The sequence below is a fragment of the Rhizobium sp. T1470 genome, assembly GCF_042140505.1.
Lineage (GTDB): Bacteria > Pseudomonadota > Alphaproteobacteria > Rhizobiales > Rhizobiaceae > Rhizobium > Rhizobium favelukesii.
Genome location: NZ_CP148093.1, coordinates 100,708 through 126,162 on the forward strand (window position 1 = coordinate 100,708; position 25,455 = coordinate 126,162).

Annotated in this window: 5 protein-coding genes and 1 pseudogene; 3 read left to right on the plus strand and 3 right to left on the minus strand. The window is 63.4% G+C overall.

Going from position 1 to position 25,455, the window contains the following annotated elements; translation table 11 throughout:
• The first annotated feature begins 37 nt into the window (after positions 1-37).
• The 3 genes and pseudogenes from istA to WGT02_RS30275 all read left to right on the plus strand — a co-directional run.
• A complete protein-coding gene (gene istA, locus WGT02_RS30265) occupies positions 38-1,558 on the plus strand; it encodes an IS21 family transposase (protein WP_208180357.1) in 1,521 nt (506 codons plus the stop codon).
• On the plus strand, positions 1,548-2,342 hold the full coding sequence (istB, locus tag WGT02_RS30270) for an IS21-like element helper ATPase IstB (protein WP_208245060.1): 795 nt from the start codon (positions 1,548-1,550) through the stop codon (positions 2,340-2,342). Before istA ends, istB begins: the two co-directional genes overlap by 11 nt.
• A gap of 296 nt (positions 2,343-2,638) precedes the next feature.
• Positions 2,639-3,138 (plus strand): annotated as a pseudogene (locus WGT02_RS30275) (IS630 family transposase); the annotation flags it as partial.
• Here the strand turns inward: WGT02_RS30275 and WGT02_RS30280 are convergent.
• From WGT02_RS30280 to WGT02_RS30290, 3 genes are all read right to left on the minus strand, one after another.
• Positions 3,139-3,453, minus strand: a complete 315-nt coding sequence (locus WGT02_RS30280) for a transposase (RefSeq protein ID WP_208245828.1) — start codon at positions 3,451-3,453, stop codon at positions 3,139-3,141.
• A gap of 162 nt (positions 3,454-3,615) precedes the next feature.
• Complete coding sequence (locus tag WGT02_RS30285) at positions 3,616-3,930, minus strand: helix-turn-helix domain-containing protein (RefSeq protein WP_208245830.1); 315 nt, start codon at positions 3,928-3,930, stop codon at positions 3,616-3,618.
• Between the two features lie 80 nt (positions 3,931-4,010).
• Entirely contained in the window at positions 4,011-24,842 is a 20,832-nt protein-coding gene (locus WGT02_RS30290) for a non-ribosomal peptide synthase/polyketide synthase (protein ID WP_375679773.1), read from the minus strand.
• Between the last annotated feature and the right edge of the window lie 613 nt (positions 24,843-25,455).

Genomic DNA, 25,455 nt, shown 5'->3' on the forward strand with positions numbered 1-25,455 from the left:
CAACGCGGTGAGCGACGGGGGCCACGGAGTGATCCACATGGGACTTTTAAACATCATCCGTCGGATGGCGCTGCGCGAGAAGCAGTCGATCCGCGAGATCAGCCGGCGCACTGGGCTGTCACGCAACACGATCGCGAAGTATTTGAGCGCTGGTACGATCGAGCCGACGTTCACGGTACCGGAACGTCCGAGCAAGCTCGATCCTTTTGCCGACAAACTTGCTGGCTGGCTGAAGACCGAGGCCGGGAGGTCGCGCAAGCAGCGCCGAACGCTGAAGCAGCTTCATGCGGATCTGGTGGTTCTCGGCTTTACCGGCTCCTATGGTCGGGTCGCCGCGTTCGCCCGCGACTGGCGGGCTGAGCAGCTGACAGCGGGCCGCGGCATATTCGTTCCGCTGTCTTTCCGCCCAGGCGAGGCATTCCAGTTCGATTGGAGTGAGGACTATGCCGTGATCGGCGGCGAGCGCACGAAGCTTCAGGTCGCACATATCAAGTTGTCGCACAGTCGGGCCTTTCTGGTCAGGGCCTACCTGCTGCAAACGCACGAGATGCTCTTCGACGCCCACTGGCACGGCTTCCGTGTGTTCGGCGGCGTACCTGGTCGCGGCATCTACGATAACATGAAGACGGCGGTCGATCGTGTCGGTCGCGGCAAAGAGCGGCAGGTCAACATCCGTTTCCTCGCGATGACGAACCACTACGTCTTTGCGCCAGAGTTCTGCAATCCCTCTGCCGGCTGGGAGAAGGGGCAGGTCGAGAAGAACGTCCAGGATGCTCGCCCACGACTGTGGCAACAGATGCCTGACTTCCCGGATTTGGCGGTATTGAATGCTTGGCTGGAACAGCATTGCCAGGACCTGTGGCGGGAGACGGCGCATGGCACCTTGCCCGGCACAATCGCAGATGTTTGGGCTGATGAGCGGGCAGCATTAATGGCACTGCCACCCGCATTTGACGGCTTCGTTGAGCAGAGCAAGCGCGTCTCACCGACATGCCTGATCACCTTCGAGCGCAATCGTTACAGTGTGCCAGCATCGTTTGCGAACCGGCCTGTCAGCCTGCGCATTTATCCCGAGAGACTGGTCGTTGCGGCCGAGGGCAATATCCTATGCGAGCATGAGCGGGTCATTGAGCGGAGCCACGATAAGCCGCCACGAACGATTTACGACTGGCGACATTACCTTGCCGTCATCCAGCGCAAACCCGGTGCCTTGCGCAATGGTGCGCCCTTCCTGGAATTGCCGCTGGCCTTCAGACAGTTGCAAGATCAGATGCTTCGCCGCCCCGGCGGTGATCGTGAGATGGCCGACATCCTCGCTCTGGTGCTTCATCACGACGAACAGGTCGTCGTCAGGGCCGTGGAACTGGCTCTGGATCAAGGCGTGGCGACCAAAACGCATGTGTTGAACCTGCTGCATCGGCTGATTGATGGCAAGACGACCGACGGTCCCGACATCGATACGCCACAGGCACTGACCCTGCTGCGCGAACCCAAGGCCAATGTAGAACGCTACGATGGCTTGCGGGTCCGGATCGTAGGAGGTCGTCATGCGTCATGACCCCGCAAGTGCTGCCGTCGTCATCATGCTGCGTAGCCTGAAGATGTATGGCATGGCCCAGGCCGTCACGGACCTGATCGAGCAAGGTGCTCCCGCCTTCGATGCGGCCGTGCCAATCTTGTCCCAGTTGCTGAAAGCCGAGATGGCCGAGCGTGAGGTCCGCTCGATTGCCTATCACATGAAGGCTGCTCGCTTCCCAGCCTACAAAGACATCTCCGGATACGACTTCGCCGCCAGCGAGATCAACGAGGCCACCGTGCGCCAACTGCACCGATGCGAGTTCATGGATGGGGCGCAGAACGTTGTCCTTATCGGTGGCCCTGGCACTGGAAAAACGCATGTCGCGACCGCTCTTGGAATCCAAGCCATCGAGCATCATCGCCGAAAGGTCCGCTTCTTCTCGACCATCGAACTGGTCAATGCTCTCGAGCAGGAGAAGGCTAAAGGCAAGGCGGGCCAGATCGCGGAGACCTTGGTCCGCCTCGATCTGCTCATCCTGGACGAGTTGGGATACCTGCCGTTCAGCGCCTCAGGCGGAGCACTACTCTTCCACCTGTTAAGCAAGCTCTACGAGCGGACCAGCGTCGTGATTACCACCAACCTCAGCTTCAGCGAGTGGGCAACCGTCTTCGGCGACGCCAAGATGACGACCGCTCTGCTCGATCGTTTGACCCACCGTTGCCATATCCTGGAAACCGGTAACGACAGCTTCCGCTTCAAAGCCAGCTCGGCTGCCGCAGCACAGAAGAAAGGAGAAAAAGCCAATCCCTTGACCAAATCCTGATCAGAAAACCATACTTAGAGGTGGCTCACTTCTTGGTGGAAAAACCGGCTCAGTTCCGCGTGGAAACCAACATCAAGGGTCAACCAAGAACCGCGTTCCAGGTTGGTCGTGCTCATTGGGGCTTTGCCTCGTGCATGAGGCATTATGGTTACGGGTTCTACGCTGAATCCGACCGCATGTAAGGTTACGCAGCCAAGGCTGCCGCACAGCGCCGCCCCAAACTCGCAATGATTTTCCGGATTTGAAAGGAGAAAAGATACGGCACGATGATGTTGACACACGAACCCTCATGTAAGGACGAGGCGCGCATCGGCCAGAAGAACAAGATCACACGTCGCTGGGCCAAGCGTGGATCGAGGCCATCCGCGCCGCACGACCAGAGAACCCGCTCGGCCTACATCTTCGGCGCGATCTGTCCCAGCCAAGGCAAGGCCGCAGCCCTGGTGATGCCTTGGTGTGACACTCATGCCATGAACCAGCATCTGATCGAGATATCGCGAAGTGCGGCGACGACGGTGCGCACGCCATCCTGATCATGGACCAGGCAGGGTGGCATATGTCCAACAATCTGATGGTTCCCGAGAACATCACCATTCTGCCCCTGCCGCCGAAATCGCCCGAACTCAATCCCGTCGAGAACATTTGGCAGTTCATGCGCGAAAACTGGCTCTCAAACCGCGTCTTCAAATCCTACGAGGACATAGTCGACCACTGCTGTCGCGCATGGCGAACACTGCAGGACCGACCCTGGAAGATCATGTCCATCGGTCGCAGGCAATGGGCCCATGGGTTCTGATCAATGAGGGTTGGTATAAGACGGCAGAAACAGGAGCCACGCACCAACTTCCTTGAGGCAGGCTTTGGCTTTATCGCTCTTGTGAACGCGAAGATTATCCAGGATGACGACATTGCCTGGTTCGAGTGTCGGCGCAAGCTGGGTCTCGATGTAGGTGTCGAAGATTTCCCGGTTCATCGGCCTGTCAATAATCCAGGGCGCAGTAAGACCGAAACAGCGCAAGCCTGCAATGAATGTCTGTGTCCCCCAGTGGCCAAAGGGCGCATCCGTGATGAGACGCTCGCCGCGCGGGGAGCGCCCACGCAGTCTCACCATCTTTGTGTTCACCGAGGTTTCGTCCAAGAAAACAAGTCGATGCGGTTCAAATCGCATCCGGGGTTGGCGTTTCGAAATCCAGACATCACGATCCTTTCGGATATCAGCGCGAGCGCGTTCCGACGCCATTATCTGTTTTTTTATATGTGTATCCCTGCGTTATCAAAAACCGGACGATGGTGGAATAACCAATCCATGTTCATCCTCAAGGCGACGGGCAAGCTCTGGCATGGTGATATCCGGTTTGCCTTCGACCTGTGCGACCAGGAAATCGCGAAACGCCGACAGTTTCCCTGCACCTGGTGGCCTTCCTTGACGCGCGGGGGTTATCAGCCCAGTCCGCTCCCGGCGTTGCAGCAGCTTGATCGCACTGCTGTCGCTGATTGCGAAATGACGGGCAGCGGCTCGCCGTGATTGGCCGCTAGCGACCATGGAAACAACACGCTGACGAAGATCAACAGAATGAGATTTACCCATGTGATTCACCTCCAACCGCAGTGAATCACACCAATACCCTCGTGAAAACCCCACTCGATTCTCAATTCAAGTGCGATGCTCTAGGGATCTTTTTCAAGAGCCCCGGTTAGGGCCGTTGAAATGGCCCGCGCCAGAGCTTTGCGGTTTTCCGGAACACTCATCATCGTCACGTGGTCGCCCTGAATCGGTACAGCCGTAATGGCCCCTGGACTCAAAATCCGGTCCCAGCCGCGCATGGGCGAACTTGTCTCTGGGCCTATCGAGTTCTTGCCCCATCGCGAGCGCCGGCTGAGGGCAGAATCAGTAGCATAAAACTGATGTATTTCGATTGGCAGGGATGGCGCGCAGTACGACTGCAGCGCTCTTTGAAATTGCGCAATTCTTTCATACATCAAAACCTCATCGGGGAGATGACGATCCGGAGGTATGGCCCCTATTTTCTGCGCCTTCTCAAGCAGCTGGCTAATCGAACTGTGTTTAGCGAAGCATTCCAATAGTTCCAAGTGCTTGTCATCTACGGATTTGAGAGTTTCCAGCACCCCTTCGGATACCATTTGGGTGGGAGTTATGTTTGATGGATTCGCAGGTAGCGTAACATCGATGAATGCCATGAACGCCACGACTTCATCCTGATCCAGTAAACGCTGAGCTATGGCGTAAGCCAAGGTCGCCCCTGATGAGTATCCAGCAAAGCGGTACGGGCCTTGTGGCTGGATTCCTTTGATTGTCACGAGGACCGGCGCGGCTATTGCCTCAAGAGTCAGTGGACAAACGTCCTCGAAAGAGGGCCATGGCAGAGCATAGACGGGACGATCTATGTCCATCTCTTTGACCAACCTTAGGACGTACGAACAATCACCCCAACCTGTGGGAACAAAGAACAGCGGTGGCTGTGACCCCGTGGCTTGAACGGAAATCACTCCCGGACTGCTGGGCTGACGCTCCAAGTGAAGCTTAGAGGCAAGTTCCTTCAGAATTGGGGCTTGGAAGACGTCGGCGGCGCTAAACCGCAGCTTAAGATCACGTGCTCGGTTGAGCAGTTGCACCGCCAGCAGCGAGTGGCCGCCGAGTTCGAAGAAGTTGTCGTGGCGGCCGACCCGCTCGATCCCGAGAAGCTCGGCCCAGATCGCGGCCAGCGCCGTCTCGACCGCGCCGCGCGGTGCCTCGTAACCCGCTCGCGCATAGGCGTCGTCCTCCGGCGCCGGCAGCGCCTTGCGGTCGAGCTTGCCGTTCGCCGTCAACGGCAGTGCTTCCAACCGCACGAAGGCCGACGGCACCATATAGTCCGGCAGTCGCCCGCTCACATACGCGCGCAAGGCGCCGGCAAGCCCGCTTCCGTCATCTTCGTCGTCCGATACCGTCTCGGGTCCACAGACCACATAGGCGACAAGACGCTTGTCGCCGGCGCCATCCGCGTGCGCCACCACCACCGCCTCGCGCACCCAGGCGTGCTCGCAAAGCCGGGCGGCGATCTCGCCAGGCTCGATGCGGAAGCCACGGATCTTCACCTGCTCGTCGTTGCGGCCGAGGAATTCCAGATTGCCGTCCGGCAGGTAGCGCGCCAGGTCGCCGGTCCGGTACATCCGCGCTCCTGGCTCACCTGGCTCATCACTGAACGGATCGGCCATAAACCGCTCCGCCGTCAGATCCGGACGGTTCAGGTAGCCGCGCGCCACCCCCGCCCCGCCGATGTAAAGCTCGCCCACCGCCCCGAACGGCACAGGCGCACCATGGCCGTCGAGCAGATACACCCGCGTGTTCGCAATCGGACGGCCGATCGGGACGTTGTGATGGAGCTCACCAATGCTCGTTTCAATAGGAAAACTGGACGACCAGATCGTTGTTTCGGTCGGACCGTAGAGATTCCTTAGAGACCTCGCTCCTCTGTTAAGACGTGACGCCAGATTTGCAGGTAATGCTTCGCCTCCACACAACACACTTACGTCCGGTGTTCCTTGCCAGCCGGCATCTAATAGCATGCGCCACGTCGCCGGAGTGGCCTGCATCATAGAAATCTTGTGATGGACCAGAAGTTGCTGCAACGCCACAGCATCCGGAGCATCCTTACGGTTGGCAAGGACGACTGTGCCTCCCGCGCCCAATGGAAGATATAACTCCATCCCCGCGATATCAAACGAGATGGTTGTGATCGCTAGGAGTACATCCCGTTCAGAGATCCTCGCGATATCCGAAAAAGCATATAGGAAATTCAGTACGCTCGCATGCTCGACCATGACGCCCTTAGGTTTGCCGGTGGATCCTGAGGTGTAGATGACATAGGCGAGATTGTGGGCGGTCAGGCCGAGGGCATGCGGGTCGGGATCGTCAGCGGACTGGTCGGCCCAGGCGGGCGTGGCCGTATCGAGATCGACTACGCTCAGATCGGCGATTGCCTCGGCGCCCAACGCCGCGCGGCCGGCGGCATCGCAAAGCAGCAGCCGCGGGCCGGCATCGTCGAGCAACTGCCGCAGCCGTTCGCTGGGATAGGTCGGATCGAGCGGCAGATAGGCGCCGCCGGCCTTGAGGATCGCCAAAAGTCCCACCACCATCGCCGGGCTGCGCTCGACGCAGATCGCCACCGGCTGATCCGGCTTGACACCGAGGTCGATCAGATGATGCGCCAGCCGGTTGGCCCGCGCATTGAGCGCGCCATAGCTCAGCCGCTCGTCCTCATAGACCAGCGCCACCGCCTCCGGCGCCTTTTGCACCTGCTGTTCGAACAGCTGATGGATGCACACTTCTGAGGGATAGGCCACCGCCGTCCGGTTCAGATCCTCCAGCAGGTAGGTCCGCTCGGCAGAGGACAGCAGCTCGATGCGACCGACCAGCTGCTCTGCATCGGCAACCATCGCCCGCAGCAGCGCCAACAGATAGCCACGCTGCCGCTCGATCGTCGCCCGGTCGAACAACGCCGTCGCATAACCCAGAGTCCCGGCGATGACCTCGCCCTGCTCTCCCAGGTTCAGTTCCAGATCGAACTTGACCTGATCGAACTCCTCCCCCGCAGCCCCCACGCTCAACCCGGCTAGATCGAGCGACTCAACGGTGTTGTTCTGCCAGGCCAACATCACCTGGAACAACGGCGTGTGATCAAGATGCCTGGGTGGCTGCACGATGTCGACGACCTGCTCGAACGGCAGGTCCTGATGCTCCTGTGCAGTCAAGGCTGTGCGCCGCGTCCGCTCCAGGAGATCGGACATGCTCGGCTCGCCCGACAGGTCGATCCGAAGCGCCAGGGTGTTGACGAAGAAGCCGATCAGCTCTTCGATCTCGCGCCGGCAGCGATTGGCGCTCGGCACGCCGATGACAAGGTCGTCCTGCCCCGACAGACGCGACAGCACCGCTGCCCAGGCCGCCAGCATCGTCATGAACAACGTCGTGCCATGCTGCCGGCTCAGCCGCTTCAAGCCGCGCGTCAGATCCGCATCGATGACGACCGGCACGCTCGCGCCGGCAAACGACTGCTGCGCCGGCCGCGGCCAGTCCGTCGGCAGCGCAAGACGGGCCGGCGCGCCATACAGGGTGTCGCGCCAATATTGCGCCTGGGTCTGCAGCCGTTCCCCCGACAGCCATTGTCGTTGCCAGGCGGCATAATCCGAGTACTGGATCGCCAGCGGCGGCAACGGATCGTCGCGCCCGGCCTCAAACGCCCGGTAAAGACTGCTCAGCTCACGCACCAGCACGCCCATCGACCAGCCGTCCGAGACGATGTGATGCTGCGTCAGCAGGAAGACATGGTCGTCATCCGACATCCGGATCAGCCGCCCGCGGATCAGCGGCCCACGCGCCAGATCGAACGGCGTGTGCGCCTCTTCATGGCACAGATCCGAAAGCGCGGCTTGCGCATCCGGCCTGTCCCGCAGATCGTGCTCGACCACCGGCAGTCCCGCATCCGGCGGCAGAACCTCAACCCGGGGCTTGCCCTGCGGTGCGACAAAGACACTGCGCAGCGCCTCGTGACGGGCAAACAAGTGGTCGAGGCTGCGCTGCCAGGCGCTGCGGTTGAGCGCCCCCCGCAGCCGCCACCCCAGCGGCATGTGATAGTTCGTGCCGCCTTCGTCCAGCTGCGCCAAAAACCATAGCCGCTGCTGCGCAAACGACAGCACAAGCGGCTCGTGACGCGATACGGCCGCAATCGCCGGCAGGTCATGCGGACCGGCGCGGCTCAACAGCTCGACGATGCTTGCCGCCAGATCGGAAAGCACCGGCTTGGCAAACAGCGTCGCCAGCGGCAGTTCCACACCAACGGCCTGCGACAGCCGGCTCAACAGTTGCACCGCCAGCAGCGAGTGGCCGCCGAGTTCGAAGAAGTTGTCGTGGCGGCCGATCCGCTCGATCCCGAGAAGCTCGGCCCAGATCGCGGCCAGCGCCGTCTCGATCGCGCCGCGCGGCGCCTCATAACCCGCTCGCGCATAGGCGTCGTCGTCCGGCGCCGGCAGCGCCTTGCGATCGAGCTTGCCGTTCGCCGTCAACGGCAGTGCTTCCAGCCGCACGAAGGCCGACGGCACCATATAGTCCGGCAGTCGCCCGCTCACATACGCGCGCAAGGCGCCGGCAAGCCCGCTTCCGTCATCTTCGTCGTCCGATACCGTCTCGGGTCCACAGACCACATAGGCGACAAGCCGCTTGTCGCCGGCGCCATCCGCGTGCGCCACCACCACCGCCTCGCGCACCCAGGCGTGCTCGCAAAGCCGGGCGGCGATCTCGCCAGGCTCGATGCGGAAGCCGCGGATCTTCACCTGCTCGTCGTTGCGGCCCAGAAACTCGAGATTGCCGTCCGGCAGGTAGCGCGCCAGGTCGCCGGTCCGGTACATCCGCGCTCCTGGCTCACCTGGCTCATCACTGAACGGATCGGCCATAAACCGCTCCGCCGTCAGCTCCGGACGGTTTAGGTAGCCGCGCGCCACCCCCGCCCCGCCGATGTAAAGCTCCCCCACCGCCCCGAACGGCACAGGCGCGCCATGGCCGTCCAGAAGATAGATCCGCGTGTTCGCAATCGGACGCCCAATCGGGACGATTGATCCATCAAAATCATCGGGACAACTCCACGCTGTAACGTCGATGGCAGCTTCCGTGGGACCGTATAGATTGTGCAGGCCACTCCAAGGCAATACGCGCCGAACCTTGTGCACGCTGTCGGCAGGAAGCGTCTCGCCACTGCACAGGAGGCGCTGCAGCGATGTGCAGCGATCAACACCCTTGGCGTCCATAAAGCTGATCAGCATGGATGGTACAAAGTGTGCAGTGGTGATGCGTTGGCTAATTATCAAGTTTACAAGCGCATCGGGGTCTTTATGTGCATCAGGCTGCGCCAGCACCAGGGTCGCTCCTTCAAGCAATGTCCAGAAGAACTCCCAGGCCGAGACATCGAAGCCAAATGACGTCTTCTGCAAGACGACATCAGTTGCCTTGAGCGCGTAGGCTTTTTGCATCCAGGTCAGGCGGTTGATAATAGCCCGATGCTCATTCTGTGCTCCTTTGGGGGTTCCGGTCGAGCCTGAGGTGTAGATCACATAGGCGAGATGGCGGGCGGTCAGGCCCAGCGCCCGCGGCTCGGGATCGGAGGCCGGCTGCTCCGCCCAGGCCGGGGTGGCCGTCTCCAGATCGACCACCGTCACATCGGCCAGCGCCTCGGCGCCGAGCGCAGATTGTCCGGCCGCATCGGCCAGCAGCAGTCGCGGCGCCGCATCGTCGAGCACCTGCCGCAGCCGTTCGCTGGGATAGGTCGGATCGAGCGGCAGATAGGCGCCGCCGGCCTTGAGGATCGCCAGCAGCCCCACCACCATCGCCGGGCTGCGCTCGACGCAGATCGCCACCGGCTGATCCGGCTTGACCCCGAGCCCGATCAGATGATGCGCCAGCCGGTTGGCCCGCGCATTGAGCTCGCCATAGCTCACCCGCTCGTCATCATGGACCACCGCCACCGCCTCCGGCGCCTGCCGCACCTGCGCCTCGAAGAGCTCGTGGATGCACAGATCCGGCGGGTAAGGTGCCGCCGTCCGGTTCAGATCCTCCAGCAGGTAGGTGCGCTCGTCGGCCGGCAGGATATCCAGCTCGCGCACCGGCCTATCGGGGGCATATTCCAGTGCGTCGGCCAGTTGCTCGAGCGCCCGCTGCATGTAGCCGCAGACCCGATCCGCAGAGATCGGCTCGGCCACCTGCGCCGTCAGGCCGAGCGCCTCGCCAAAATCCTCCACCGACAGGCTCAGCGGATAGTTGGTGCGTTCCTCCGCGCCCAGCCATTCCACCCCCGCCAGCCCATCATCCGGTCCGGAACCCGACATGGCCGCCGGCGTGTTGTGGCGGTAGTTCAACAGCGCGCTGAACAGCGGCGCCGGCGGCGCAACGCCGCTGCAGCGTTGCGCCAAGGCCAGCGAGGCATGCTCGTGTGAGAGCAATTCGGCCAGACGGGCGTGGGCGATACGCAGACTTTCCTCAACTCCAGTCCCGTCCAGGTCGAGCCGGATGGGCAAGGTGTTGATGAACAAGCCCATGGCACGGTCGGCGCCGGCACCGGCATGCATGCGGCCGAACAGCACCGTGCCGAACACCACCTGCTCGCGGCCGCTGCTCAGCGCCACCACCTGGGCCCAGGCCAGATGGCAAAGGCTGGCCAGGCTCACCCCCAGCCGCCGCGCCTGTTGCCGCAGCCGCTCGTTGAGCGCCTGCGGCAACATCCGATGCGCCTCGCCAACCCCGCTGCCGTCGCCATGCACTTGGCTTAGCCCGAACGGCAGGGTCGGCTCGTCGATGTCGGCCAGCATCGAGCGGAAGAACGCTTCATGCGCTTTGGCATCCATGCCAAGCCGCGCCTGCGCCACCAGATTGCGGAACGGCTGCGGCGCGGCAAGCTCATGCCCGCGTCCTTCCAGCACCGCCCGCACCTCGGCATGCATGATCTCCAGCGTCGTGTGATCGCCGATCAGATGGTGCTGCAGCTCCAACAGCAGCCAGCGTGTGCTGCCCGGCTCGCGGGCGATGACAATCCGCAACAACGGCGCCCGGCCAAGATCAATGCGATACTGACGCGGATCGAACCGGCGCTTCAGCTGCTCGGAACCGGGACCGCCATCCTCATCCAGCTCGACCTCGCGCACTTCCAGCGGCGCCTTGCGCCAGACCACCTGGGCCGGGCTTGACAGCCCCTCCCAGACAAAGGTCGTGCGCAGAATGTCGTGGCGGTCGACCACCTGTTGAACCGCAGCAAGATAGCGATCGAGCACACCCCGATCGGCAAACACCATCTGCGACACCAGCAGGTAGGGATCGCCGCGGCTGGCCAGCAGATGATGGAACAGGATGCCGTCCTGCAGCGGCGACAGGCCATAGATATCCTGGATATTGCCGACGCCGCCGGGCACCGTCGACACGATCCGGTCGATCTCCGGCTGGACCAGCTCGATCAGCGGCAGCATCTGCGGCGTGATCGCCGTGCTCTGTTCGCCGATCAGGTTGGCCGGCACCGCCACCTCCCGGTGGCTGCCAAGACTTGCGGCCAGATCGCAAAGCACCGGCTGGGCGAATAGGGTGCGCACCCCCACCCCCAGCGACAGCCGCCGCAGCCGCTCCATCAGCTGCACGGCCAACAATGAGTGGCCGCCGAGTTCGAAGAAGTTGTCGTGGCGCCCGACCCGCTCGATCCCGAGAAGCTCGGCCCAGATCGCGGCCAGCGCCGTCTCGATCTCGCCCTGCGGCGCCTCGTAGGCCCGACGCGCATAGGCGTCGTCGTCGGGGACCGGCAGCGCCTTGCGGTCGAGCTTGCCGTTCGGCGTCAACGGCAGTGCTTCCAGCCGCACGAAGGCCGACGGCACCATGTAGTCCGGCAGCAGGCCACCCAGATGCGCCCGCAACGACGCAGCAAGCCCGGCGCCATCGGCTTCGGCCGACCCGTCCGTCGTCCTCGCAACCACATAGGCGACAAGACGCTTGTCGCCGGCGCCATTCGCGTGCGCCACCACCACCGCCTCGCGCACCCAGGCGTGCTCGCAAAGCCGGGCGGCGATCTCGCCAGGCTCGATGCGGAAGCCGCGGATCTTCACCTGCTCGTCGTTGCGGCCCAGAAACTCGAGATTGCCGTCCGGCAGGTAGCGCGCCAGGTCGCCGGTCCGGTACATCCGCGCTCCTGGCTCACCTGGCTCATCACTGAACGGATCGGCCATAAACCGCTCCGCCGTCAGCTCCGGACGGTTCAGGTAGCCGCGCGCCACCCCCGCCCCGCCGATGTAGAGCTCGCCCACCGCCCCGAACGGCACAGGCGCGCCATGGCCGTCGAGCAGATACACCCGCGTGTTCGCAATCGGACGCCCAATCGGGACGATTGATCCATCAAAATCATCGGGACAACTCCACGCTGTAACGTCGATGGCAGCTTCCGTGGGACCGTATAGATTGTGCAGGCCACTCCAAGGCAATACGCGCCGAACCTTGTGCACGCTGTCGGCAGGAAGCGCCTCGCCACTGCACAGGAGGCGCTGCAGCGATGTGCAGCGATCAACACCCTTGGCGTCCATAAAGCTGATCAGCATGGATGGTACAAAGTGTGCAGTGGTGATGCGTTGGCTAATTATCAAGTTTACAAGCGCATCGGGGTCTTTATGTGCATCAGGCTGCGCCAGCACCAGGGTCGCTCCTTCAAGCAATGTCCAGAAGAACTCCCAGGCCGAGACATCGAAGCCAAATGACGTCTTCTGCAAGACGACATCAGTTGCCTTGAGCGCGTAGGCTTTTTGCATCCAGGTCAGGCGGTTGATAATAGCCCGATGCTCATTCTGTGCTCCTTTGGGGGTTCCGGTCGAGCCTGAGGTGTAGATCACATAGGCGAGATGGCGGGCGGTCAGGCCCAGCGCCCGCGGCTCGGGATCGGAGGCCGGCTGCTCCGCCCAGGCCGGGGTGGCCGTCTCCAGATCGACCACCGTCACATCGGCCAGCGCCTCGGCGCCGAGCGCAGATTGTCCGGCCGCATCGGCCAGCAGCAGTCGCGGCGCCGCATCGTCGAGCACCTGCCGCAGCCGTTCGCTGGGATAGGTCGGATCGAGCGGCAGATAGGCGCCGCCGGCCTTGAGGATCGCCAGCAGCCCCACCACCATCGCCGGGCTGCGCTCGACGCAGATCGCCACCGGCTGATCCGGCTTGACCCCGAGCCCGATCAGATGATGGGCCAGCCGGTTGGCCCGCGCATTGAGCGCGCCATAGCTCAGCCGCTCGTCCTCATAGACCAGCGCCACCGCGTCGGGCGCCCGGCGCACCTGCGCCTCGAACAGCTCATGCACGCAAAGATCCGACGGATAGTCCGCTTCCGTCCGGTTCAACTCCTCCAGCAGGTAGGTCCGCTCGGCAGAGGACAGCAGCTCGATGCGACCGACCGGCTGTCCGGCATCGGCAACCATCGCCCGCAGCAGCGCCAACAGATAGCCACGCTGCCGCTCGATCGTCGCCCGGTCGAACAACGCCGTCGCATAACCCAGAGTCCCGGCGATGACCTCGCCCTGCTCTCCCAGGTTCAGTTCCAGATCGAACTTGACCTGTTCGAACTCCTCGCCCGCAGCCCCCACGCTCAACCCGGCTAGATCGAGCGACTCAACGGTGTTGTTCTGCCAGGCCAGCATCACCTGAAACAACGGCGTGTGATCAAGATGCCTAGGTGGCTGGACGATGTCGACGACCTGCTCGAACGGCAGGTCCTGATGCTCCTGTGCAGTCAAGGCTGCGCGCCGCGTCCGCTCCAGGAGATCGGACACGCTCGGCTCGCCCGACAGGTCGATCCGAAGCGCCAGGGTGTTGACGAAGAAGCCGATCAGCTCTTCGATCTCGCGCCGGCAGCGATTGGCGCTCGGCACGCCGATGACAAGGTCGTCCTGCCCCGACAGACGCGACAGCACCGCTGCCCAGGCCGCCAGCATCGTCATGAACAACGTCGTGCCATGCTGCCGGCTCAGCCGCTTCAAGCCGCGCGTCAGATCCGCATCGATGACGACCGGCACGCTCGCGCCGGCAAACGACTGCTGCGCCGGCCGCGGCCAGTCCGTCGGCAGCGCAAGACGGGCCGGCGCGCCATACAGGGTGTCGCGCCAATATTGCGCCTGGGTCTGCAGCCGTTCCCCCGACAGCCATTGTCGTTGCCAGGCGGCATAATCCGAGTACTGGATCGCCAGCGGCGGCAACGGATCGTCGCGCCCGGCCTCAAACGCCCGGTAAAGACTGCTCAGCTCACGCACCAGCACGCCCATCGACCAGCCGTCCGAGACGATGTGATGCTGCGTCAGCAGGAAGACATGGTCGTCATCCGACATCCGGATCAGCCGCCCGCGGATCAGCGGCCCACGCGCCAGATCGAACGGCGTGTGCGCCTCTTCATGGCACAGATCCGAAAGCGCGGCTTGCGCATCCGGCCTGTCCCGCAGATCGTGCTCGACCACCGGCAGTCCCGCATCCGGCGGCAGAACCTCAACCCGGGGCTTGCCCTGCGGTGCGACAAAGACACTGCGCAGCGCCTCGTGACGGGCAAACAAGTGGTCGAGGCTGCGCTGCCAGGCGCTGCGGTTGAGCGCCCCCCGCAGCCGCCACCCCAGCGGCATGTGATAGTTCGTGCCGCCTTCGTCCAGCTGCGCCAAAAACCATAGCCGCTGCTGCGCAAACGACAGCACAAGCGGCTCGTGACGCGATACGGCCGCAATCGCCGGCAGGTCATGCGGACCGGCGCGGCTCAACAGCTCGACGATGCTTGCCGCCAGATCGGAAAGCACCGGCTTGGCAAACAGCGTCGCCAGCGGCAGTTCCACACCAACGGCCTGCGACAGCCGGCTCAACAGTTGCACCGCCAGCAGCGAGTGGCCGCCGAGTTCGAAGAAGTTGTCGTGGCGGCCGATCCGCTCGATCCCGAGAAGCTCGGCCCAGATCGCGGCCAGCGCCGTCTCGACCGCGCCGCGCGGTGCCTCATAACCCGCTCGCGCATAGGCGTCGTCGTCCGGCGCCGGCAGCGCCTTGCGATCGAGCTTGCCGTTCGCCGTCAACGGCAGTGCTTCCAGCCGCACGAAGGCCGACGGCACCATATAGTCCGGCAGTCGCCCGCTCACATACGCGCGCAAGGCGCCGGCAAGCCCGCTTCCGTCATCTTCGTCGTCCGATACCGTCTCGGGTCCACAGACCACATAGGCGACAAGCCGCTTGTCGCCGGCGCCATCCTCGTGCGCCACCATCACCGCCTCGCGCACCCAGGCGTGCTCGCAAAGCCGGGCGGCGATCTCGCCAGGCTCGATGCGGAAGCCACGGATCTTCACCTGGTCGTCGTTGCGGCCGAGGAATTCCAGATTGCCGTCCGGCAGGTAGCGCGCCAGGTCGCCGCTCCGGTACATCCGGGCACCTGGCTCACCTGGCTCATCACTGAACGGATCGGCCATAAACCGCTCCGCCGTCAGATCCGGACGGTTCAGGTAGCCGCGCGCCACCCCCGCCCCGCCGATGTAAAGCTCGCCCACCGCCCCGAACGGCACAGGCGCACCATGGCCGTCGAGCAGATACACCCGCGTGTTCGCAATCGGACGGCCGATCGGGACGTTGTGATGGAGCTCACCAATGCTCGTTTCAATAGGAAAACTGGACGACCAGATCGTTGTTTCGGTCGGACCGTAGAGATTCCTTAGAGACCTCGCTCCTCTGTTAAGACGTGACGCCAGATTTGCAGGTAATGCTTCGCCTCCACACAACACACTTACGTCCGGTGTTCCTTGCCAGCCGGCATCTAATAGCATGCGCCACGTCGCCGGAGTGGCCTGCATCATAGAAATCTTGTGATGGACCAGAAGTTGCTGCAACGCCACAGCATCCGGAGCATCCTTACGGTTGGCAAGGACGACTGTGCCTCCCGCGCCCAATGGAAGATATAACTCCATCCCCGCGATATCAAACGAGATGGTTGTGATCGCTAGGAGTACATCCCGTTCAGAGATCCTCGCGATATCCGAAAAAGCATATAGGAAATTCAGTACGCTCGCATGCTCGACCATGACGCCCTTCGGCGTGCCGGTGGATCCCGATGTGTAGATGACATAGGCGAGATTGTGGGATGTCAGGCCCAGCGCCCGCGGCTCGGGATCGGAGGCCGGCAGCTCCGCCCAGGCGGGCGTGGCCGCATCGAGATCGACCACGCTCAGATCGGCGATTGCCTCGGCGCCCAACGCCGCGCGGCCGGCGGCGTCGCAAAGCAGCAGCCGCGGGCCGGCATCGTCGAGCAACTGCCGCAGCCGTTCGCTGGGATAGGTCGGATCGAGCGGCAGATAGGCGCCGCCGGCCTTGAGGATCGCCAGCAGCCCCACCACCATCGCCGGGCTGCGCTCCAGACAGATCGCCACCGGCTGATCCGGCTTGACGCCGAGCCCGATCAGATGATGCGCCAGCAGGTTGGCCCGCGCATTGAGCGCGCCATAGCTCAGCCGCTCGTCCTCATAGACCAGCGCCACCGCGTCGGGCGCCCGGCGCACCTGCGCCTCGAACAGCTCATGCACGCAAAGATCCGACGGGTAAGGTGCCGCCGTCCGGTTCAGATCCTCCAGCAGGTAGGTGCGCTCGTCGGCCGGCAGGATATCCAGCTCGCGCACCGGCCTATCGGGGGCATATTCCAGTGCGTCGGCCAGTTGCTCGAGCGCCCGCTGCATGTAGCCGCAGACCCGATCCGCAGAGATCGGCTCGGCCACCTGCGCCGTCAGGCCGAGCGCCTCGCCAAAATCCTCCACCGACAGGCTCAGCGGATAGTTGGTGCGTTCCTCCGCGCCCAGCCATTCCACCCCCGCCAGCCCATCATCCGGTCCGGAACCCGACATGGCCGCCGGCGTGTTGTGGCGGTAGTTCAACAGCGCGCTGAACAGCGGCGCCGGCGGCGCAACGCCGCTGCAGCGTTGCGCCAAGGCCAGCGAGGCATGCTCGTGTGAGAGCAATTCGGCCAGACGGGCGTGGGCGATACGCAGACTTTCCTCAACTCCAGTCCCGTCCAGGTCGAGCCGGATGGGCAAGGTGTTGATGAACAAGCCCATGGCACGGTCGGCGCCGGCACCGGCATGCATGCGGCCGAACAGCACCGTGCCGAACACCACCTGCTCGCGGCCGCTGCTCAGCGCCACCACCTGGGCCCAGGCCAGATGGCAAAGGCTGGCCAGGCTCACCCCCAGCCGCCGCGCCTGTTGCCGCAGCCGCTCGTTGAGCGCCTGCGGCAACATCCGATGCGCCTCGCCAACCCCGCTGCCGTCGCCATGCACTTGGCTTAGCCCGAACGGCAGGGTCGGCTCGTCGATGTCGGCCAGCATCGAGCGGAAGAACGCTTCATGCGCTTTGGCATCCATGCCAAGCCGCGCCTGCGCCACCAGATTGCGGAACGGCTGCGGCGCGGCAAGCTCATGCCCGCGTCCTTCCAGCACCGCCCGCACCTCGGCATGCATGATCTCCAGCGTCGTGTGATCGCCGATCAGATGGTGCTGCAGCTCCAACAGCAGCCAGCGTGTGCTGCCCGGCTCGCGGGCGATGACAATCCGCAACAACGGCGCCCGGCCAAGATCAATGCGATACTGACGCGGATCGAACCGGCGCTTCAGCTGCTCGGAACCGGGACCGCCATCCTCATCCAGCTCGACCTCGCGCACTTCCAGCGGCGCCTTGCGCCAGACCACCTGGGCCGGGCTTGACAGCCCCTCCCAGACAAAGGTCGTGCGCAGAATGTCGTGGCGGTCGACCACCTGTTGAACCGCAGCAAGATAGCGATCGAGCACACCCCGATCGGCAAACACCATCTGCGACACCAGCAGGTAGGGATCGCCGCGGCTGGCCAGCAGATGATGGAACAGGATGCCGTCCTGCAGCGGCGACAGGCCATAGATATCCTGGATATTGCCGACGCCGCCGGGCACCGTCGACACGATCCGGTCGATCTCCGGCTGGACCAGCTCGATCAGCGGCAGCATCTGCGGCGTGATCGCCGTGCTCTGTTCGCCGATCAGGTTGGCCGGCACCGCCACCTCCCGGTGGCTGCCAAGACTTGCGGCCAGATCGCAAAGCACCGGCTGGGCGAATAGGGTGCGCACCCCCACCCCCAGCGACAGCCGCCGCAGCCGCTCCATCAGCTGCACGGCCAACAATGAGTGGCCGCCGAGTTCGAAGAAGTTGTCGTGGCGCCCGACCCGCTCGATCCCGAGAAGCTCGGCCCAGATCGCGGCCAGCGCCGTCTCGATCTCGCCCTGCGGCGCCTCGTAGGCCCGACGCGCATAGGCGTCGTCGTCGGGGACCGGCAGCGCCTTGCGGTCGAGCTTGCCGTTCGGCGTCAACGGCAGTGCTTCCAGCCGCACGAAGGCCGACGGCACCATATAGTCCGGCAGCAGGCCACCCAGATGCGCCCGCAACGACGCAGCAAGCCCGGCGCCATCGGCTTCGGCCGACCCGTCCGTCGTCCTCGCAACCACATAGGCGACAAGACGCTTGTCGCCGGCGCCATTCGCGTGCGCCACCACCACCGCCTCGCGCACCCAGGCGTGCTCGCAAAGCCGGGCGGCGATCTCGCCAGGCTCGATGCGGAAGCCGCGGATCTTCACCTGCTCGTCGTTGCGGCCCAGAAACTCGAGATTGCCGTCCGGCAGGTAGCGCGCCAGGTCGCCGCTCCGGTACATCCGCGCTCCTGGCTCACCTGGCTCATCACTGAACGGATCCGCCAGGAACCGCTCCGCCGTCAGATCCGGACGGTTCAGGTAGCCGCGCGCCACCCCCGCCCCGCCGATGTAGAGCTCGCCCACCGCCCCGAACGGCACAGGCGCGCCATGGCCGTCGAGCAGATAAATGCGCAGGTCGGGGATGCGCTTTCCAATCGGACTGCCGGGCTCGGAAGTGTCAGACTGATTAAGCGGTCGATAGGTTACATGCACGGTCGCTTCCGTGATGCCGTACATGTTGATCAATTGTGGGCGGCAATCGGAATGCCTTGCATACCACCGCTTCAGGATCGATGGCTCCAGAGCCTCCCCACCAAAGATCACATATCGAAGTCGGTTCCGGGCACTGCTGTGACACTCCACATCCATGAGAGCTTTGAAAGCCGAGGGAGTCTGGTTCAGAACTGTGACTCCAGACTTGCAGATTAGATCGTGGAAGTCTGAAGGGGAGCGCGCAGAATGGCTCGGCACGAGAACCACACACCCGCCATGGCGCAGTGCCCCCCACAACTCCCACACCGAGAAATCGAACGAGAAGGAATGGAACAGACACCACACGTCGCGTTCGGTGAAGCCATACGGGTCCTGAATTGCCTCGAACAAACGAACAATCTGTGCATGCTCGACCATGACGCCCTTAGGTTTGCCGGTCGAGCCTGAGGTGTAGATGACATAGGCGAGATTGCGGGCGGTCAGGCCCAGTGCCCGCGGGTCGGGATCGGAAGCCGGCTGGTCCGCCCAGGCCGGTGTTGCGGTATCAAGGTCCACCACCGTCAGATCGGCCGGCGCCTCGGGGGCGAGGGCGGCGAGTCCGGCGGCATCGCAAAGCAGCAGCCGCGGCGCGGCATCGTCGAGCACCTGCCGCAGCCGTTCGCTGGGATAGGTCGGATCGAGCGGCAGATAGGCGCCGCCGGCCTTGAGGATCGCCAGCAGCCCCACCACCATCGCCAGGCTGCGCTCCAGACAGATCGCCACCGGCTGATCCGGCTTGACCCCGAGCCCGATCAGATGATGGGCCAGCCGGTTGGCCCGCGCATTGAGCTCGCCATAGCTCACCCGCTCGTCATCATGGACCAGCGCCACCGCCTCCGGCGCCTTTTGCACCTGCTGTTCGAACAGCTCGTGGATGCACACTTCTGAGGGATAGGCCGCCGCCGTCCGGTTCAGATCCTCCAGCAGGTAGGTGCGCTCGTCGGCCGGCAGGATATCCAGCTCGCGCACCGGCCTATCGGGCGCTTGCTCCAGCGCGTCGGCCAGTTGCTCGAGCGCCCGCTGCATGTAGCCGCAGACCCGATCCGCAGAGATCGGCTCGGCCACCTGCGCCGTCAGCCCGAGCGCCTCGCCAAAATCCTCCACCGACAGGCTCAGCGGATAGTTGGTGCGTTCCTCCGCGCCCAGCCATTCCACCCCCGCCAGCCCATCATCCGGTCCGGAACCCGACATGGCCGCCGGCGTGTTGTGGCGGTAGTTCAACAGCGCGCTGAACAGCGGCGCCGGCGGCGCAACGCCGCTGCAACGTTGCGCCCGTGCCAGCGAGGCATGCTCGTGTGCCAGCAGCTCGGAAAGCCGCGCATGCGTAGCCCGCACGCTCGCCTCGGCCCCGGTGCCGTCCAGGTCGAGCCGCACGGGCAGGGTGTTCATGAACAAGCCCATGGCACGGTCGGCGCCCGCACCGGCATGCATGCGGCCGAACAGCACCGTGCCGAACACCACCTGCTCGCGGCCGCTGCTCAGCGCCACCACCTGACCCCAGGCCAGATGGCAGAGGCTGGCCAGACTCACCCCCAGCCGCCGCGCCTGGGCCCGCAGCCGATCGTTGAGCGCCTGCGGCAACATCCGATGCGCCTCGCCAACCCCGCTGCCGTCGCCATGCACTTGGCTGAGCCCGAACGGCAGCGTCGGCTCGTCGATGTCGGTCAGCATCGAGCGGAAGAACGCTTCATGCGCCTTGGCATCGACACCCAGCCGCGCCTGCGCCACCAGATTGCGGAACGGCTGCGGTGCGGCAAGCTCATGCCCGCGTCCTTCCAGCACCGCCCGCACCTCGGCATGCATGATCTCCAGCGTCGTGTGATCGCCGATCAGATGGTGCTGCAGCTCCAACAGCAGCCAGCGTGTGCTGCCCGGCTCGCGGGCGATGACAATCCGCAACAACGGCGCCCGGCCAAGATCAATGCGATACTGACGCGGATCGAACCGGCGCTTCAGCTGCTCGGAACCGGGACCGCCATCCTCATCCAGCTCGACCTCGCGCACTTCCAGCGGCGCCTTGCGCCAGACCACCTGGGCCGGGCTTGACAGCCCCTCCCAGACAAAGGTCGTGCGCAGAATGTCGTGGCGGTCGACCACCTGTTGAACCGCAGCAAGATAGCGATCGAGCACACCCCGATCGGCAAACACCATCTGCGACACCAGCAGGTAGGGATCGCCGCGGCTGGCCAACAGATGATGGAACAGGATGCCGTCCTGCAGCGGCGACAGGCCATAGATATCCTGGATATTGCCGACGCCGCCGGGCACCGTCGACACGATCCGGTCGATCTCCGGCTGGACCAGCTCGATCAGCGGCAGCATCTGCGGCGTGATCGCCGTGCTCTGTTCGCCGATCAGGTTGGCCGGCACCGCCACCTCCCGGTGGCTGCCAAGACTTGCGGCCAGATCGCAAAGCACCGGCTGGGCGAATAGGGTGCGCACCCCCACCCCCAGCGACAGCCGCCGCAGCCGCTCCATCAGCTGCACGGCCAACAATGAGTGGCCGCCGAGTTCGAAGAAGTTGTCGTGGCGCCCGACCCGCTCGATCCCGAGAAGCTCGGCCCAGATCGCGGCCAGCGCCGTCTCGATCTCGCCCTGCGGCGCCTCGTAGGCCCGACGCGCATAGGCGTCGTCGTCGGGGACCGGCAGCGCCTTGCGGTCGAGCTTGCCGTTCGCCGTCAACGGCAGTGCTTCCAACAGCACGAAGGCCGACGGCACCATGTAGTCCGGCAGCAGGCCACCCAGATGCGCCCGCAACGACGCAGCAAGCCCGGCGCCATCGGCTTCGGCCGACCCGTCCGTCGTCCTCGCAACCACATAGGCGACAAGACGCTTGTCGCCGGCGCCATTCGCGTGCGCCACCACCACCGCCTCGCGCACCCAGGCGTGCTCGCAAAGCCGGGCGGCGATCTCGCCAGGCTCGATGCGGAAGCCGCGGATCTTCACCTGGTCGTCGTTGCGGCCGAGAAACTCGAGATTGCCGTCCGGCAGGTAGCGCGCCAGGTCGCCGCTCCGGTACATCCGGGCACCTGGCTCACCTGGCTCATCACTGAACGGATCGGCCATAAACCGCTCCGCCGTCAGATCCGGACGGTTCAGGTAGCCGCGCGCCACCCCCGCCCCGCCGATGTAAAGCTCGCCCACCGCCCCGAACGGCACAGGCGCACCATGGCCGTCGAGCAGATACACCCGCGTGTTCGCAATCGGACGGCCGATCGGGACGATTGATCCATCAAAATCATCGGGACAACTCCAAACCGTCGCGCAGACTGTTGCTTCGGTGGGGCCATAGGCGTTGGCAATGGATGCCGGGGCCAAACTTCGGATGAGTTCAGCGTTCGGCAGTTCTCCAGCAAGAATGAGAGTTTGCGACGCCAAACATTCCAGATGCCTGCTTGCCTGAAGCAAGGCTGGGGGTAGCGTCGCATGGCTGATGGCTTTGCTTCGCAGGTAATCCGATAGCTTATTACCCGCCTGACGGAGCTCATTCGCAGGCAAATGCAATGTGGCGCCGGAGCCAAATGCCATGACAAGCTCCGAAACACTTGCATCAAAACCAAAGGAGGCGAACTGCACGACATGGCTATTTGAACCAACGCCGAAAAGCCCGATCTGGGCCAGCCCGAGATTGACCAGGCTTTGATGCTCGACCATGACGCCCTTTGGCGTTCCTGTGGATCCGGAGGTGTAGATCACATAGGCGAGATGGCGGGATGTCAGGCCCAGCGCCCGCGGCTCGGGATCGGAGGCCGGCAGCTCCGCCCAGGTCGGGGTGGCCGTCTCCAGATCGACCACCGTCAGATCGGCCAGCGCCTCGGGGGCGAGCGCAGCGCGGCCGGCCGCATCGCAAAGCAGCAGCCGCGGCGCCGCATCGTCGAGCACCTGCCGCAGCCGCTCGCTGGGATAGGTCGGATCGAGCGGCAGATAGGCGCCGCCGGCCTTGAGGATCGCCAGCAGCCCCACCACCATCGCCGGGCTGCGCTCCAGACAGATCGCCACCGGCTGATCCGGCTTGACACCGAGCCCGATCAGATGATGCGCCAGCCGGTTGGCGCGCGCATTGAGCGCGCCATAGCTCAGCCGCTCGTCCTCATAGACCAGCGCCACCGCCTCCGGCGCCTTTTGCACCTGCTGTTCGAACAGTTGATGGATGCACACCTCTGAGGGATAGGCCGCCGCCGTCCGGTTCAGATCCTCCAGCAGGTAGGTCCGCTCGGCAGACGACAGCAGCTCGATGCGACCGACCGGCTGTCCGGCATCGGCCATCGCACCACGCAACAGATTTTGCAGATGCTGCGTCATACGGTCGATCTGCTGGAGCGCTAATCGACTTGCATCAAAGTGCCATCGAACGCTCCCATCCAGAGCGCAAATCTCAAACGTCAGCAAATCGCCGCATAGGGCTGCCCCAGCACTTGGGCTCAACGCCAGATCACCAGGAGCAGAACAGCTGTCCCTCGTGATTGTGATGCCAATCGGCCAGGGCTGGCGCGATCGTAGCGCCTCTACACCTCGCAATGTCGGGCAGCGCGCGATAAGATCCCGCGCGAAGCTAGCGTGCTCCCTCAGCTGTGAGAGTTCGGCCGCCACCGTTTTGCGCACTTTTCTAAAACCCTGTGCAAGATCAATGGTAACTTCCATCGGCACGACAGAGGCGATTAGCACCTCCCCAGTTTTAGAGCCAGGTTGCGATCGATCCGATGCAGGCGTCCATCCCAGTTGAAGCTCTGTTTCTCCCGTGATGCGGGCGAGATAGATCAGCCAAGCCGTTACCAAGTATTCCGTGCGATCGAGTGGCGACAGGTTAGCCAAAGCACTTGCAATGAACCACGAACTCGACCGCCATCCGAGCGGCGCTTCAGCCACGGGCGACGACGGGAAAGGAAGCTGCAATATTCTAAGTTGCTCAAGCCGCTGTCGCCAAAACTCCTCTGAAGGCGCCAGCAATTCATGAGTGACAGTTATGCTCCGCGCCTGTTCATCGCTCAAGATCGGAAGGCGATCACCTTCATCCAGATTGGAGCGCCTGGCGAGGGCTCGCGCGTCCAGCACCTGCCCATCAAGGCCGCCAAAGCAAATATCGACATCCTCTGTACCCGTCGCCACCCGCCAATGGCTGGGGTGGACTTCAACCAAGCAACCTGCCGGAACGCCCGAGCGCTGGGGGGACACCTCCAGGCGTCTGATTGTGACAACCTCATCGCCTATGAGCGTCTTGGGCATGCACATTTGATTGGGATGATATGGCCCAAAGTCTAAGGCACGTGTCATCGCCGACAGATTTTGCGCGGATTGATCCCATCGCAGACAGCCTGCCGCATCTGGGCGTCGACGTCTCGGAAAATAGCTTCTGTCCACCAGCGCCTGCGGATCGGCCGCAAGCTTCCCGCTCTCGAGGCCAGTTAAGAGCTCGCGAAAACCCTCGATCGCGGCTTCATAACATTTGAGGTTCAGGGCCAGTGCCGTATCGGTGGGCGCAATCAGCACTTGGCGCTGAACCACGATGTCACCCGTATCAACACCATTATCGATACGATGCCACGTGATGGCATATTCGGTCTCTTGCGCCAGCAGCGCCCACGACGTTGCGTGCGTTCCCGCATATCGTGGCAATGGACCGTCGTGGTAATTGAAAGCACCTCGACGCACGCGCCCAAGCACGTCCGGTGGCAATATGAACGGATTGGAGACGGAGAAAATCCACTCGACTGGCTCGGTCCTCAAAAGAGAGCAGAACTCTTCAACGTTCGCTACACATGGGATATTGGTGCGAGCCGCCCACTTTGCGAATATGGGGTCGCCACACAGAGCCGCACCAATGACATGGCCCATCGCCATTGCCAGTTCAGCGCATCTGATAGCGAGCGTACCACTGCCAACAAAGACGCTGGAGGAGCCTGATCGCGCTGCAGGCTGCCTATCCTGATCGCTTGGTTCGCAGCCACGGCCGCGCATCGAAGAAGACCGACATGCCATCTTTACCCCTCCAGCAGTGCACCCATCAAGCTAGGGCAGTTCCCACCCCAGCCGCCGCGCCACGTCGCGGCCCAAATCAGCCACACCGGTTTGGATTTGCTCGGGGTAACCGCGCTGAACGCTAATCGAATCCGAAACTGTTGCAGCTCCCACCGTGGCCTTGGCTGAGTTATCAGTGGCGTGGTCATGAAAATTTCTCCTCAGGCACTGCGCGTTTGTCGATGAACACGCATGAAACATGCCAATGGAGAAAATTGTTTAAAGACAACAGAATAGCCTGAAACGCCGATGTCCCGTGTTTGACATGTGTTTGACAACGTTGTCGCAGCCTCTTGCTTCCAAAGCGGCGGGACACTCGAGTATTTGACGTCAGTCACCGTCCAATTTCGACCCTCTGAGGCCCCAGATGCGGTGAGCAAATGGGATTGTGGACGAGATCCGGCGGTGAGGACTGTCTTTTCAGCGAGCCGTCGGCGGATGAGGTGTGACTAGCCAAGCAAGGGGCGGGCCAGACTGACGAAGTCTTTTAAAAACAGTACGATGGATCTCTCAGAAGATTATTTTCGTGTCCGACGTTGTCAGAAATCCAACAATGAGTGCGGCCGCCGCCAAC

Excerpts from the sequence above, each read along its gene's own strand:
- WGT02_RS30290 (WP_375679773.1), bottom strand. The coding sequence starts at position 24,842 with ATGGCATGTCGGTCTTCTTCGATGCGCGGCCGTGGCTGCGAACCAAGC.
- WGT02_RS30285 (WP_208245830.1), bottom strand. The coding sequence starts at position 3,930 with ATGGGTAAATCTCATTCTGTTGATCTTCGTCAGCGTGTTGTTTCCATG.
- istB (WP_208245060.1), top strand. The coding sequence starts at position 1,548 with ATGCGTCATGACCCCGCAAGTGCTGCCGTCGTCATCATGCTGCGTAGC.
- WGT02_RS30280 (WP_208245828.1), bottom strand. The coding sequence starts at position 3,453 with ATGGTGAGACTGCGTGGGCGCTCCCCGCGCGGCGAGCGTCTCATCACG.
- istA (WP_208180357.1), top strand. The coding sequence starts at position 38 with ATGGGACTTTTAAACATCATCCGTCGGATGGCGCTGCGCGAGAAGCAG.